This is a genomic window from Marinobacter sp. DS40M6 (genome assembly GCF_028581595.1).
Classification (GTDB): Bacteria; Pseudomonadota; Gammaproteobacteria; order Pseudomonadales; family Oleiphilaceae; genus Marinobacter; species Marinobacter salarius.
On record NZ_JAFCAE010000007.1, the window covers coordinates 24,776 to 38,248 of the forward strand.

13 protein-coding genes are annotated in these 13,473 nt (G+C 57.7%); 5 read left to right on the forward strand and 8 right to left on the reverse strand.

The window, feature by feature from the left end; genetic code table 11:
* Nucleotide 1: 1 nt before the first annotated feature.
* The 4 genes from rbfA to pnp all read left to right on the forward strand — a co-directional run bounded on the left by rbfA (nucleotide 2) and on the right by pnp (nucleotide 4,149).
* A complete protein-coding gene (gene rbfA / locus JJO78_RS16905; RefSeq protein WP_036207858.1) occupies nucleotides 2-439 on the forward strand; it encodes a 30S ribosome-binding factor RbfA in 438 nt (145 codons plus the stop codon).
* Nucleotides 436-1,356 carry a tRNA pseudouridine(55) synthase TruB gene (truB, locus tag JJO78_RS16910; protein ID WP_273624189.1) on the forward strand — a complete coding sequence of 307 codons (921 nt, stop codon included), beginning with the start codon at nucleotides 436-438 and terminating at the stop codon, nucleotides 1,354-1,356. The genes rbfA and truB overlap by 4 nt, the downstream gene beginning before the upstream one ends.
* 91 nt (nucleotides 1,357-1,447) lie before the next feature.
* Nucleotides 1,448-1,717, forward strand: coding sequence for a 30S ribosomal protein S15 (gene rpsO, locus JJO78_RS16915; protein WP_007153099.1), 270 nt, complete (start codon nucleotides 1,448-1,450; stop codon nucleotides 1,715-1,717).
* A gap of 308 nt (nucleotides 1,718-2,025) precedes the next feature.
* Complete coding sequence (gene pnp, locus JJO78_RS16920; protein WP_075194320.1) at nucleotides 2,026-4,149, forward strand: polyribonucleotide nucleotidyltransferase; 2,124 nt, start codon at nucleotides 2,026-2,028, stop codon at nucleotides 4,147-4,149.
* Nucleotides 4,150-4,349: 200 nt separating this feature from the next.
* On the opposite strand, the gene JJO78_RS16925 is transcribed toward pnp, so the two are convergent.
* From JJO78_RS16925 to JJO78_RS16935, 3 genes are all read right to left on the reverse strand, one after another.
* Complete coding sequence (locus JJO78_RS16925; protein WP_151983026.1) at nucleotides 4,350-5,219, reverse strand: alpha/beta hydrolase; 870 nt, start codon at nucleotides 5,217-5,219, stop codon at nucleotides 4,350-4,352.
* Nucleotides 5,189-7,054 (reverse strand): Lnb N-terminal periplasmic domain-containing protein, encoded by a 1,866-nt coding sequence (locus tag JJO78_RS16930; RefSeq protein ID WP_151983025.1) that lies wholly within the window; start codon nucleotides 7,052-7,054, stop codon nucleotides 5,189-5,191. Before JJO78_RS16930 ends, JJO78_RS16925 begins: the two co-directional genes overlap by 31 nt.
* 98 nt (nucleotides 7,055-7,152) lie before the next feature.
* Nucleotides 7,153-7,617 carry a DUF3015 domain-containing protein gene (locus JJO78_RS16935; protein ID WP_007153094.1) on the reverse strand — a complete coding sequence of 155 codons (465 nt, stop codon included), beginning with the start codon at nucleotides 7,615-7,617 and terminating at the stop codon, nucleotides 7,153-7,155.
* Between the two features lie 327 nt (nucleotides 7,618-7,944).
* Between JJO78_RS16935 and JJO78_RS16940 the strand changes: the two genes are divergently transcribed.
* Nucleotides 7,945-8,385 carry a hypothetical protein gene (locus JJO78_RS16940; protein ID WP_036208584.1) on the forward strand — a complete coding sequence of 147 codons (441 nt, stop codon included), beginning with the start codon at nucleotides 7,945-7,947 and terminating at the stop codon, nucleotides 8,383-8,385.
* 103 nt (nucleotides 8,386-8,488) lie between these two features.
* On the opposite strand, the gene JJO78_RS16945 is transcribed toward JJO78_RS16940, so the two are convergent.
* From JJO78_RS16945 to JJO78_RS16965, 5 genes are all read right to left on the reverse strand, one after another.
* Nucleotides 8,489-9,190, reverse strand: a complete 702-nt coding sequence (locus tag JJO78_RS16945; protein WP_007153092.1) for an ABC transporter ATP-binding protein — start codon at nucleotides 9,188-9,190, stop codon at nucleotides 8,489-8,491.
* Nucleotides 9,191-9,199: 9 nt separating this feature from the next.
* Nucleotides 9,200-9,955: a high-affinity branched-chain amino acid ABC transporter ATP-binding protein LivG gene (gene livG / locus JJO78_RS16950; protein ID WP_036208587.1), complete on the reverse strand. Its 756-nt coding sequence runs from the start codon at nucleotides 9,953-9,955 to the stop codon at nucleotides 9,200-9,202.
* 6 nt (nucleotides 9,956-9,961) lie between these two features.
* A complete protein-coding gene (locus tag JJO78_RS16955; RefSeq protein WP_075194323.1) occupies nucleotides 9,962-11,233 on the reverse strand; it encodes a high-affinity branched-chain amino acid ABC transporter permease LivM in 1,272 nt (423 codons plus the stop codon).
* Nucleotides 11,233-12,156 (reverse strand): high-affinity branched-chain amino acid ABC transporter permease LivH, encoded by a 924-nt coding sequence (livH, locus tag JJO78_RS16960; protein WP_036208593.1) that lies wholly within the window; start codon nucleotides 12,154-12,156, stop codon nucleotides 11,233-11,235. Before livH ends, JJO78_RS16955 begins: the two co-directional genes overlap by 1 nt.
* A gap of 161 nt (nucleotides 12,157-12,317) precedes the next feature.
* Nucleotides 12,318-13,430 (reverse strand): branched-chain amino acid ABC transporter substrate-binding protein, encoded by a 1,113-nt coding sequence (locus JJO78_RS16965; RefSeq protein WP_075194324.1) that lies wholly within the window; start codon nucleotides 13,428-13,430, stop codon nucleotides 12,318-12,320.
* Between the last annotated feature and the right edge of the window lie 43 nt (nucleotides 13,431-13,473).

The following is a 13,473-nucleotide window of genomic DNA, read 5'->3' on the forward strand; positions in this document are numbered from 1 at the left end:
GATGCCAAGAGAGTTCAGCCGGATTGATCGCATCGGCGATCAGATGCAGCGGGAGCTGGCCCAGCTCATCCAGCGGGAGGTCAAAGACCCGCGGGTGGGCATGGTCACGGTGAATGCCGTCAAGGTGAGCCGTGACCTGGGTTATGCAGACGTTTACGTATCGCTGCTGACCACCGAAGAGCTGACCGAGGAGTCGCCGCAGGTGCGGGATTCCCTGACAGTGCTGAATAAAGCGGCTGGCTTCCTGAAAGGGCAGGTCGGCCGTGCCATGAAATTGCGGGTGACGCCCCAGTTGCGTTTTCATTTCGATACGTTGCTTGGGCACAGCCGTCACATGGACAATCTGATTCGGGAAGCGGTTGGCGACAAGCCAGTGGTTGACCGTGACGACGACGCCCGCAACGACGGGGCGTCTGATGATCCGGAGCAAAAGGCTTGAGTCGACGTCGTAAAGGCCGCGATGTTAACGGCATACTGGTGATCGACAAGCCGATGGACATTACGTCCAACGGCATCCTGCAGCAGGTAAAACGCCTGTTCGGGGCGGCCAAGGCCGGTCACACCGGTGCGTTGGACCCGCTGGCCACCGGCGTGCTGCCGTTGTGCTTTGGTGAAGCCACCAAGTTTTCCCAGATGATGCTGGACAGCGACAAAGCCTACATCGCCACCGCTCGCCTGGGTGTCCGTACCGAAACCGGGGACAGCGAAGGTGCCGTGGTTGCTGAGAAACCGGTGCCCTCTGGGCTCGATGCCGATGCCCTGGAGCCGGTGTTGGAACGCTTTCGTGGCGATATCCAGCAGGTTCCCTCCATGTACTCCGCGCTAAAACACAAGGGCAAACCGCTCTATGAATACGCGCGCGAAGGTATTGAGGTGGAGCGTCCGTCGCGCCCGGTGACCATCTACGAGTTGACGCTGCTGGAGGTGCGCGAGACCGAGATTGATATCGCGGTAAGTTGCACGAAAGGCACTTACATTCGTTCGCTGGTGGAGGACATTGGCGAGGCGTTGGGTTGCGGTGCCCATGTGACGGCACTGCGCCGCACCATGGCCTCCGGCTTCACGCTCGCGGATGCCCGTGAGGTTCCAATGCTGGAGTCCATGCGCGAAGAAGGTGAAAGTCTGGATGGCCTGCTGGTGGCCCCGGATGCTGCTCTGTCCATGTTCCCGGAGCGGGATCTGGAAGGCAGTTCGCTGGTGTCGATATTGAACGGACAACCAGTTAGAATATCGGGTCAGCCCGCGGAAGGGTTCGTTCGCCTTTATGGCAACGGGCGTTTTGTCGGGCTGGCGGAAGGATTCCCGGAGGGGGAGGCGACCAAACTGGTGCCTCGTCGTCTGGTGAAGAGTGGCTGATAGCCCTTTGAGGGTTATTGCCAGTTAGCCGGGCTGTAGAGATGCGTGGTTCGGCCGAATTCGATAGCATCGCGACAATGAGGTGAGTTTTATGGCACTTTCTGCCGACGAGAAAGCACAGATCGTTAAGGATTTTCAGCAGGGTGATGGCGATACCGGTTCTCCTGAAGTTCAGGTTGCACTGTTGAGCCACAACATCAACAAGCTGCAGGATCACTTCAAGACCAACAAGCAGGATCACCATTCCCGCCGTGGTCTGATCCGGATGGTTAACCAGCGTCGTAAACTGCTGGATTACCTGAAGCGTAAGAACGCAGACCGCTACCTGGACCTGATCCAGCGTCTGAGCCTGCGTCGCTAATCCGGTTGTACTTAACGGCCGGCGGGGCTTTGATAGCCCCGCTGGTTGTGCCTCTCTCCTGCATCGTGTCTGTCTGTGAACCCTGAAGGAACTCCCTGTCGTAACGGAAAGCTGAAATTGATAGCAGGTTGTTGAAAAGCCCGGTTTAGCCAGGTGGCTTACGCCCCGGGGTTTTGCAACAGCCTGTTAGCTTTCAGACGGGCTACCCTTCAGTTCATCACTTCAGACGATGTTGCAGTTATAGCGGATAACTCGCAGGGGCGAGTTGTCCGGGTCAACCAATTGAAATGATGAATTCAGGAGTTACCGTGGATCTCAATCCCGTTAAAAAATCGTTCGAACTCGGCGGCAAGACCGTCACCATTGAAACCGGTCGCATCGCCCGCCAGGCCACCGGCTCTGTGCTGGTCACCGTAGACGACATTTCGGTACTGGGTACCGTGGTTGCGGCCAAGGAAGCCAAGCCGGGCCAGCCGTTTTTCCCGCTGACCGTCAACTACTTCGAGAAAACCTACGCTGTGGGCAAAATCCCGGGTGGTTTCTTCAAGCGTGAAGGCCGTCCGTCGGAGAAGGAAACCCTGACGTCTCGCCTGATTGACCGTCCGATTCGTCCACTGTTTCCCAAGGGATTCATGAACGAAACCCAGGTCATCACGACGGTCATGTCCTCCAGCAAGAACCAGGATCCGGATATTGCCGCCATGCTGGCCGCTTCCGCCGCCCTGTCCATCTCCGGTATCCCGTTCGATGGTCCTATCGGTGCATCCCGCGTCGCATACACCAATGAGCGTGGCTACTTCCTGAACCCGACCTTTGAAGAACTGGAAACCTCCCTGCTGGACATGGTGGTTGCCGGTACTGAAGACGCGGTTCTGATGGTTGAATCCGAAGCCAAGGGCCTGACAGAAGACCAGATGCTGGGTGCCGTGCTCTTCGGGCACCAGGAAATGCAGACAGCGGTTACCGCGATCAAGGAATTTGCCGCTGAAGTTGGCAAGCCTCGTTGGGAGTGGCAGCCAGAAGCAGAGAACACTGAGCTTCTGAACGCTGTAAAGGCTGACTTTTCGGCCGATATCGAGCAGGCCTATGGCATCCGTGACAAGATGGAGCGCTATGCCCGCTTGAGCGAGATCAAGTCCGCTGCCGTTGAAAAACTGGCCGGAGAAGAAGAAGGCCAGCCGGCGGAAGACGAAGTGAAGAAGTACTTCGCCAAGGTTGAGAAGACCATCGTTCGCCAGCAGGTTATCGATGGCAAACCTCGTATCGACGGCCGCGACAACAAGACAGTTCGCCCGATCGAAGTGGAAGTTGGCGTTCTGCCCAGCACCCACGGCTCCGCCCTGTTTACCCGTGGCGAGACCCAGGCCATCGTGACCACCACGCTCGGTACCGCGCGTGACATGCAGATCATCGATGCCCTGGAAGGTGAGCGTAAAGACCCGTTCCTGTTCCACTACAACTTCCCTCCGTACTCCGTTGGCGAAGCTGGCCGTGTGGGTACGCCGGGTCGTCGTGAAGTTGGTCACGGCCGTCTGGCCAAGCGTGGTGTGGCAGCGGTTATGCCCACCATGGAAGAATTCCCGTACACCATCCGTGCGGTATCTGAGATCACTGAATCCAACGGTTCCAGCTCCATGGCGTCTGTCTGTGGTTCCAGCCTGGCACTGATGGATGCGGGCGTGCCCATCAAGGCGCCGGTGGCCGGTATCGCCATGGGTCTGGTCAAGGAAGGCGACCAGTTCGCGGTTCTGACCGATATCCTGGGTGATGAGGATCACCTCGGCGATATGGACTTTAAAGTGGCGGGTACCTCTGAGGGTATCACTGCTCTGCAGATGGACATCAAGATTCAGGGCATCACCGACGAGATCATGGAAATTGCGCTGGATCAGGCCAATGCAGCACGTCTGCACATCCTGGGTGAGATGGCCAAGGTTATCTCTGCGCCGCGCAAAGAGCTTTCCAGCCGCGCGCCGAGCATTACGACCATCAAGATCAACCCGGAGAAGATCCGCGACGTTATCGGCAAGGGCGGTTCCACTATCCGCTCCATCTGTGACGAGACCGGTGCTTCCATCGATCTGGATGACGATGGCAACGTGAAGATCTATGCCGACAATCAGGATGCGGCCAATGCTGCGATGAAGCGGGTGATGGAAATCACTGCGGAAATCGAAGTAGGCGCTATCTACAGCGGTCGCGTTGAGCGCATCGTGGACTTCGGTGCCTTTGTTAACATCCTGCCTGGCAAGGATGGTCTGGTGCACATTTCCCAGATCTCCGAGCGTCGCATCGAGAACGTGACTGACGAGCTGAGCGAAGGTCAGGAAGTTCTGGTGAAGGTTCTGGATGTGGATAACCGTGGACGCGTGAAGCTGTCCATGAAGGAAGTGAAGGAAGGTGAGCAGCCGACGGATCTGTCCGCGCTGTAAGGCTCTGCCTTCGACAAAAGCCCGCCGCTCTCCGGAGTCTGGCGGGTTTTTTTGTTTTCAGGCCTTCAACTCTTGTGAAGCGCCCGTCGCAGACAGGCTTTCAAAACACGCCACGTAAATACGTCCCTGTAGGGCTCGGTCGCGCCATCCCTGGCGCTCCACGGTTTTGCAAGCCTATCTGCGACGGACGCCCAGGCTATTTACTCGCCTTCCATAAATTCCAGAACTTCATCCTGATAACCCGGAATCACAAATGTTGAGGCGTGGGGCGTATCCGTCTGCAAGAACGTTTTGGGTTCTTCTGCTGCCTCGTACAATCGCTCCCCGTGGTGAAACGGGATAATCCCGTCCCGAACACTGTGAATCACCATCACTGGAACCGGGCTGATATCACTGATGCGTTCGTAAGCCTCGTATTCGTCAGTGATCGTCCAGCTCAATGGAACCTGCAGTGGCCAGGTGAGCCAGAAGTCGCCGAGTTTTTCACGGGCAATGGCGCGGAAGCCGGAGAAGGTGCCGTCGAGGATCACGCCGTCCAGGGGTGGTTGTTCGTCTCGCTTTACCCATTCACTGGCCAGGGCGGTTCCCAGTGCGCCACCCAGACTCTGGCCCAGAAGGAACAGGGGCTGGCTCTGTACGTCCGGCTGGTCAACCAGCCATCGCAGGCCGGTCTCTGCGTCGTGCAGGGTGCCTTCTATGTCCGGTGCGCCGGTGGAGCGCCCATATCCCCGGTAGTCGATCAGGAAGACGTTGTAGCGTTTCTCAGGGAGCCAGGCGACGTTCATGATGTGGCTGCTGATGTTCTGGGCGTTGCCGTGAAGAAAGTAAACGGTACCTTTTGGTTCGGAGCTGGCGGGGAGCCACCAGCCGTGGAGGGTTTCTCCGTCGGGGGTTTCCACGAACACATCTTCGAATTCCAGGTTCAGGCGGTCGGGAGTGATGTAGGTGACCTGGTCCGGATAGAAGAACACGCTGCTGCAGCCGGTCTGCAGCAGCAGGGTAAACGCGGCGGTGAGGCCGGCCAGTGTTCTCAGAATTGTCAGAAGTAGGCGTGGAGTCCGAGTTGCCATGTGCTGCGGTACCTGTCGTAGTGGTCTTCACGGCTGAATTTTCCGAACAGACTAAAGTCCCGTTCGAGGTGCCAGTTGCCTTCCAGGTAGGCCTGATCCTGTCGGTGTTGGCTGCTGACGATCCAGGCTTTGGTTTTCACGCCGCCCAGAACGCTGAACTGGTTGTTCTGATGCAGTATACCCAGGTCGGCGCCGGGGGCGGCGTCGTAGCCGCGTCGCAGGTCGTCGTCGATTTCCAAGTCGGCAGTGGCCATGGCGAAGGCTTGGGTGCCGGGTGCCAGCTGCCAGCTGCCACCGGCGCCGCCCTCCAGATAGGGGGTGAATACGCGGTTGGTTTCGGTGTCAGTGCGGCGGCCGCCGAAGCCGACTTGCCAGGACAGCGGCGAGAAGAACTGGTTGCGCGGCGAGAGTGAGCGGATTTCCACGCCGGTCAGCTGTTCAATCTGTACTTCGTTGTTGTCCGTGTACAGGCGGGCATCCAGTCGTAGGAACTGGAGCTGTGCTCCGCCACGGTAGCCGGCGGGTGGGTCAAGTATATCGTGATAGGCGGGGCGTAACGTGAGTTCGCTGAAGTTGCGGTCACCCATGCGCCCGCCGCTGACGCTGGCGCGAAAGGTGTCATGGCCCTGGTCGTCCCGGATGGCAGGCTCAGGGGGGCTGTCCTTTATCGCGACTCCGCGGATCTTGCTGCGTTCCCTTAGCAGGTCATGGGAGAGTGGGGCTGCATGTTCCCTGGGCCAGCCCTCGGCTTCGCTTTGGTAACGAACATAATCGTAGGTGGCGTCCAGCACCCGCGCACGCGGTTCATCGTTCAATGCCTGTACCTCGGGTGCATCGGCATCCACATAGCCGTTGGCGATGGCGGCGGCGAGTGTCTGATGGTCGTCGGGCAGGGCGTCGATGCGGTGGCTGACGTTGGTCGCCGCAGACGGGCGGTAGTAGACGGAGTCGACAAGTCCCTTGTCGACAACCCATCGCACCGTGTCTGAGGGAATGGCATGGGTGCCGACTTCCCCCAGCAGGTCGGTGCCGGGCCGGGCGACGTCGATCAGGGCCAGCAGGCGGTAGGCGCAGTTCTCGTCAAAAAAATAGTAATCGAAATTGCGCTCGCGTATCTCCCAGGTATGGGCGAGCATCATGTCCACTTCCGACTGGGTGAGGTTGAGTGTGTACTCCCACAGGTCCCGGTGCTCAATGTCGGAATAGAGGCGAATTTTTTCATAGTAGGGCTGGATGGAGGTAATGCCCGGGTAGCCACCAAAAATGCCCTTATAGGCGAACAGAATTTCGCTATCGTGGGCGGCCGCATCGGCGGCGTAAGAGATGGTGTTGGCCAGGATCAGGTTCGTTTCCTCGTCTTCCCTGGGCGGGTCCAGTCGCAGGAACGTATGGCCAAACATGGACGACGGACTGTTCAGGTAGGACGCGGCAAATACCAGTGTCACGGTTTCGGTATTCAACTCGTCGCTCCACTCCTCGAAAGCGGGGCAACTTGCGGGTTGCCCGGGCAGGTCCAGTTGTGCCCTTAGCCAGCGGTCCCGTGCCGGGAAGCGGCAGCGCGCGTGCTCATTCCCGCCTCCGGGCTGGGTGATGGCCGCGACTGTGGCTTCCATTTCCGCCTTTGGTGAGGTTTTGCCATTATCGCTGAGGTAGAAGGCATCGTCGTCCGCCTGACCGGTGTAGCCGTCGCCGAAGCGGTCGGGTTGGTAATGGAGCAGGGTCAACCACGCAGGATTCTGATGTAGGTTTCCGGTGTCGGGGAGCGATGTTGCAAATGCATTGAAACAGGATGCCAGCCATATAGGGGCCAGCGCGAACCGAAGCAAAGTGCGCATGGATGGTCAGTCAATTCCGGGTTAGGCGACGGGTGGATGGTGAGAAATTCGTTGCGCCGTCCATGGCGCGCAAACTCCTTTTTCTTCGCGCCCGAAGATCAGGCGGCTACGTACTTGCTCAGCGTATCGTTCTGCTCCAGCAGGGCTACGATGGCATCGACAGCCTCGCCAGAGGTGGTGTCGGACGATGGGAAGATGGTTGCGAAATTATCCTGCAGAACTTTGCGGAAAGAGTCGCGATCCGCTTCGTCCACACCCAGCAGTACGGCCAGGGTGTCCAGGTTTTCGCCGGAGCCACGGGACATGTCGCGGGCAACTTTATCGATGTTGCTGTCCATGTACATGGCCATGGATTGCACGGACTGGTTGGTCTGACAACCCAAGGTACCGGTGGTCATACCAAACGTCTGGTTACCGAAAGTACCGTTGGTGGTTGCCGCCAGAACGTGGGGGGCGATGCCTGACTGTCCTTTCCAGATCATTGCACCAACGCCGCAACCAGGCTGAGCGAAGGCTAGGGTAGAAGCACCCATGAGCAGTGCACCTGCGATGAGTTTTTTCATTATCCACTCCTTGTTTGATTTAGCTGTCGTCGCAAACGCGCCATGCCCACCTGAAAGGGTCCCGGAGCCGGCGCGCTAACGGCCCTGACTGATTTCCCGTGGAGACAGGTCGACCGTTGACTCTGAGTATAGTTGAAATATCAGGAAGGCAAATTACAAAGGCGCTGAGTGATTGATTTGGCCCGCAAAGTCAAAAATGTGATCACGTGTTCATATTTCTAAATCGGCTAAAAAATGTTCTTTTGTAATGATCTTGTTATATAGAACTTGTTTGGGTATAGTGCGCGCGGCCATGAAGGCTTGTACACAACACATGGAGATTGAGTTTTGAAAAAAGTTCTTGTCGCATCATCACTGATTCTTGCTGGCGCACTGACTGGCTGTTCCTCACTGAACACCAGCGCTCCCTCCCTGCCGCTGTCTGGCTCCGTTGCTACCGACGTTAAGGCTGACATCGAAGTAGGCGAGAAGATCACCGGTCAATCCTCTGCAACCAAGGTTCTGTTCTTTACCCTGGGCGCTGAAACTGAATACGCTGATGGCGTTGCCTACTCTGCCGGTGGTAACGGTGGAAGTGCACTGCCTTTCGCTCTGCCGAACCCGGTTGAAGCTGTTAAGGCGGCTGCTGCCTACAACGCCATTCAGGAATCCGGTGCTGACGTGATTGTCGCTCCGCGTTACACCGTCAAGAAAGACGATTACGTGGTATTTGGAACCATCAACGTATCCGTTGAAGGTTACAAGGGCACCATCAAGAGCGTTAAGTAAGCGATTGCTTGATGCCAGGTGTTACAAAAAAGCCGGAACATGACACCATGTTCCGGCTTTTTTGCGTTTAGGTACGCCGTTCTAGCGGTGGGTGGCTATCTCATCAACCACCGAGGTAGGCATTCTGAACGTCCGGGTTGGCCAGCAGGTTTTTCCCGGTATCGTGCAGGCGGATACGTCCGGTTTCCAGCACGTAGCCTCGGTCCGCCAGGTTCAGGGCCTGATGCGCATTCTGTTCCACCAGGAACACGGTAATCCCTTCCTCGCGCAGCTTTCCGATGATCTCGAAGATCTGTTTGATCACCAGTGGAGCCAGCCCGAGGGAGGGCTCGTCCAGGATGATCATGTTCGGTTTGCTCATCAGCGCCCGCCCGATGGCCAGCATCTGCTGCTCGCCGCCCGACATGGTGCCGGCACGCTGATGTTCCCGCTCCTTCAGGCGCGGGAACAGTTCGTAGACGTGGTCCTGGCTTTTGCGGATTTCCGACTTGGTGTTGAAAAAACCGCCCATGTGGAGGTTCTCTTCAACGGTCAGGCCGGAAAACACGCGCCGGCCTTCGGGCACGATAGCAATGCCCGAGCGCATGATGTTCGATGTGAGATCACGGGTGATGTCCCGACCCTGGAGAATCACCCGGCCAGAGGTGGCCTGGGGATTCCCGCAGACGGTCATCAGCAGCGTGGTCTTGCCGGCGCCATTGGCACCGATCAGCGACACGATCTCACCTTTCTTTACTTCAACAGAGACACCGTGAAGTGCCTCGATCTTGCCGTAATGGGTATGGACGTCTTCTAGTACAAGCATGGTTATTCCTCAGGCCTCACCCAGATAGGCTTTAATGACATCATCGTTGCGGCGAATCTCATCCGGTGTGCCGCTGGCCAGGGGGCGCCCCTGGTTGATCACATTGATACGGTCAGAGATATCCATCACCAGGCTCATGTCGTGCTCAATCAGCACCACAGACACGTTGTAGTCTTCCTTCAGACTGATAATCAGCTGGTTCAGGTCTTTGGTTTCGGCCGGGTTCAGGCCTGCAGCGGGTTCATCCAGCATCAGTAGCTTGGGTTCGGTCACCATGCAGCGGGCGATCTCAAGACGGCGCTGCTGGCCGTAGGCCAGGTTGCCGGCTTCCCGGTTCGCCATATCCGTCAGTCCCACCCGGTCCAGCCAATAGGCGGCGCGGTCCAGCGACTTTTGCTCTTTCTCCCGATAGTTCGGGGTATTCAGTATGCCGGAGAGCAGATTGGTGTTGAGATGGCGATGTTGCGCCACCAGCAGGTTCTCCACCACCGTCATACGGCTGAACAGACGCACGTGCTGAAAGGTTCTGACCAGGCCAAGGCGGGAAATCTTGAAGTCCGGCTTACCCTGGATTTCACCTCCCTGGAACAGGATCTTGCCACCAGTGGGCTTGTAGAAACCGCTCATGCAGTTAAACACGGTGGTTTTGCCGGCTCCGTTGGGGCCGATGATAGCCACAATCTCATGTTCCTGTACGTCCAGCGACACCTGATCCACCGCCAGGAGCCCGCCAAAGCGCATCGACAGATTCTGTACTTCAAGCATTATCCGTCACTCCTGCTTTTTCAGTTCAATGTGGATGCGTCGCATGGGCAGCAGGCCCTGCGGGCGCCAGACCATCATCAACACCATGGCCGCGCCGAAGATCAACATCCGGTACTCGGAGAACTCCCGTGCCAGTTCCGGCAGTATGGTGACCGCGATCGCAGCGAGGATGACTCCCATCTGGGAGCCCATGCCGCCCAGTACCACAATCGCCAGAATGATGGCCGATTCCAGGAACACAAAGGATTCCGGGCTGATAAAGCCCTGCTTGGAGGCGAACACCGTACCGGCAAAACCGGCGAAGAAAGCACCGATGGTAAAGGCGGAAAGCTTCACCGCAGTTCGGTTCAACCCCAGGGATTTGGCTGCAATCTCGTCTTCGCGGAGGGCTTCCCAGGCGCGGCCTACCGGCATCCGCATCAAGCGGCGAATAGCGATAGCGGTAATGACGGCCAGTACCAAAGCGATCAGGTACAGGAAGATCACCTTGTGCTCACCGCTGTAGGCGATGCCGAAGGTTTCATGGAACGACGTATTGCCTTCCTCCTTCACCCGGCGGCCGAATTCCATGCCAAACAGAGTAGGGTCGGGAATGCCGCCGATGCCATTGGGGCCGCCCGTCAGGTTGGTCATGTTGTTCAGCAGGATGCGGATGATTTCGCCAAAACCGAGTGTGACGATGGCCAGGTAATCCCCTCGCAGTCGCAACACCGGAAAGCCAAGTACCAACCCGAACAGGGCCGCAAGCAGGGCACCGATCGGCAGGGCAAACCAGAATGAAACGCCGTAATACTGAGACAGCAGGGCAAAGGTGTATGCACCCACGGCGTAGAAAGCGACGTAGCCCAGGTCCAGCAGGCCGGCGAGGCCGACAACCACATTCAGGCCCAGGGCCAGCATGACGTAGATGAGCACCAGGGTAGCCAGATCCACCGCGCCACGGGAGGCGATAAAGGGCCAGATAAGGGCGCCTATGATCATCAGCGTGAGCAGGGCCGATTCCAGTTTCAGCCGCTTGCTCTGCTCCATGGGCTTGCGGTTGGCCAGCGGGTTTGCTGCGGGCAGCTGCCGCAGTGAGCCCATCAGATTGTCCCGGAACAGCTGGAACAGGAAGACAATAACCGCTGCCAGCAGTACGCCGATGACGGTAGACGTTTTGGCCCCTTCAAGGGTAACCGTAGTGCCTTCGCTGGCCAGGTTGAATCCCAGAATGGGGTACGAAATGATCAGGGTGACAATGGCGCAAAACAGCGCGTGTTTCAGGTTATGAGCAGCCATCAGATCTTTTCAACCTCCGGTTTGCCAAGCAGGCCGGTGGGTTTGAACAGCAGGATCAGGATCAGCAGTCCGAAGGAGACAACGTCCTTGTATTCGCCACTGAGGTAGCCGGAGGTCATGCTCTCGGCAACCCCGAGAATAAGCCCCCCAAGCATGGCACCCGGAATGCTTCCGATGCCCCCCAAGACGGCGGCCGTAAACGCCTTCAGTCCCGCAATGAAGCCAAACAGCGGATCGATGGAGCCGTAGTACATTCCCAGCAGAAGGCCTGCGACCGCGGCCAATGCAGCACCAATGACGAATGTGGCTGAAATGATGCGGTTGGTGTCTATGCCCAGCAGGTTGGCCATTCCAAGGTCTTGGGAAACGGCCCGGCAGGCGCGGCCGATGCGGGAGCGGGATATGAACAGGGAGAGTATTGTCATGCAGATCAGTGTGGTGATGAAGATGGTGACTTGCATGTAGGAAATCGAGGTCTGGAACGAATCTTCGGCACCGAACCGGAATCCGCCTTCAATCAGCGCAGGGAAACCGATGTTGCGTGATCCCTGGGCCAGGTGGACGTAGTTTTGGAGGAATATGGACATGCCGATGGCGGAGATCAGCGGAATCAGGCGGTGCTTTCCTCTCACAGGGCGGTAGGCCACCCGTTCCACGGCCCAGCCCATGGAGCTGGAAACGATCATTGCGCAGACCAGCGCCACGATCAGTATCAGTGGCAGCCAGGCGATACCCAGTGCGGCAAGGCCGGTAATGGCGATCAGGGCCGTGTAGGCGCCGATCATGTAAATTTCACCATGGGCAAAGTTGATCATGCCGATGATGCCGTAAACCATCGTGTAACCGATGGCGATCAGGGCGTAGGTGCTCCCGATCGTCAGCCCGTTAATGAGCTGCTGAATAAAATACAGGAGGTCTTGCATCTGTGTGGGACTCCGATAGCCTGCCCCTTCCTCTGCACACAGGCACAGCCCGGGGTACCGGGGGGACCGAATACAGGATCAACAGGGGCCTAGAAAAACACCTTCTCCCGGATCGCGGTGAGAAGGTGCTCTCATAATTACCGTTTGTTAACGATTGCGGCTTAGTTTACCGGAGTTTTGCTGCCATCTGAATGCCATTCGTAAACAACAAACTCAAACGATTCCATATCGCCTTTGTTGTCGTACTCAACGGTACCGATTGGCGTCTGGAATGTGCCTGCGCGCAGCGCTTCGGCCACATCGAACGGGTCCGTTGATTCGGCGGCTTCAATGCCATCGGCAATCAGCTGTACAGCGGTGTAGGAGGTCAGTACGAAAGGACCGGACGGATCTTCGCCTTTATCTTCAAAGGCCTGAACCAGTTCCTGGTTTTCGTCTTTTTCATCGAAGCTCGGCGGCAAGGTAACCAGCAGCCCTTCGGCTGCCTCGCCGGCGATGGTGTTGATGTCTTTGTTGCCCACGCCTTCCGGGCCCATGAACGTGGCGTCCAGGTCAGCCTGTTGCGCCTGGCGCAGGATCAAACCGAGTTCCGGATGGTAGCCGCCATAATAGACGTAGTCCACATCAGCCTGCCTGAGCTTGGTCACCAGCGATGAAAAGTCCTTGGCACCAGCGGTAATGCCCTCAAACATGGCCACTTCAACACCGGCTTCTTCGAGGGTGTCACGAACGGCGGTCGCAATGCCTTCACCGTACTGTTGCTTGTCGTGAACAACGGCAACACGCTCGGGCTTCTGGCTGATCAGGTAATTGGCGGCAACCGGGCCCTGCATGCTGTCCAGGCCGATAGTGCGGAACACCAGCTCATAGCCACGCTCGGTAATGTCCGGGCTGGTTGAGGCTGGCGTCACCATCAGGATGCCTTCGTCCTCGTAGATGTCGGAAGCGGGCTGGGTGGAGCTGGAGCAGAGGTGCCCGACCACGAAGCGCACGCCTTCGTTGACCATGTTGTTGGCAACTGAGACGGCCTGCTTGGGATCACACACGTCGTCCTGTTCGACGGCTACAAGTTTCTCTCCCATAACACCGCCATTGGCATTGATCTGTTCGATCGCCATGCGGGCGCCGGAGAATTGCATATCACCGTACTGGGCGACAGGGCCGGTCATAGGCCCCGCGATGCCGATTTTGATTTCGGCAGCGGCTTGGCCGGCGCCCATTACGGCAATGGATGTTGCAACAGCGGATACGAGTTTCTTGACTGGTGTTCTCATTGGGTCTGTCCTGTTTTGTGTCAGGGTTTTTCTTATGGTCTCA

What these genes read in the sequence shown, in the direction of transcription:
- JJO78_RS16945 (WP_007153092.1), bottom strand. Translation starts at nt 9,190, where the DNA reads ATGCTTGTACTAGAAGACGTCCATACCCATTACGGCAAGATCGAGGCA.
- JJO78_RS16925 (WP_151983026.1), bottom strand. Translation starts at nt 5,219, where the DNA reads ATGGCAACTCGGACTCCACGCCTACTTCTGACAATTCTGAGAACACTG.
- livG (WP_036208587.1), bottom strand. Translation starts at nt 9,955, where the DNA reads ATGCTTGAAGTACAGAATCTGTCGATGCGCTTTGGCGGGCTCCTGGCG.
- JJO78_RS16935 (WP_007153094.1), bottom strand. Translation starts at nt 7,617, where the DNA reads ATGAAAAAACTCATCGCAGGTGCACTGCTCATGGGTGCTTCTACCCTA.
- JJO78_RS16965 (WP_075194324.1), bottom strand. Translation starts at nt 13,430, where the DNA reads ATGAGAACACCAGTCAAGAAACTCGTATCCGCTGTTGCAACATCCATT.
- rbfA (WP_036207858.1), top strand. Translation starts at nt 2, where the DNA reads ATGCCAAGAGAGTTCAGCCGGATTGATCGCATCGGCGATCAGATGCAG.
- rpsO (WP_007153099.1), top strand. Translation starts at nt 1,448, where the DNA reads ATGGCACTTTCTGCCGACGAGAAAGCACAGATCGTTAAGGATTTTCAG.
- JJO78_RS16955 (WP_075194323.1), bottom strand. Translation starts at nt 11,233, where the DNA reads ATGGCTGCTCATAACCTGAAACACGCGCTGTTTTGCGCCATTGTCACC.
- JJO78_RS16930 (WP_151983025.1), bottom strand. Translation starts at nt 7,054, where the DNA reads ATGCGCACTTTGCTTCGGTTCGCGCTGGCCCCTATATGGCTGGCATCC.
- livH (WP_036208593.1), bottom strand. Translation starts at nt 12,156, where the DNA reads ATGCAAGACCTCCTGTATTTTATTCAGCAGCTCATTAACGGGCTGACG.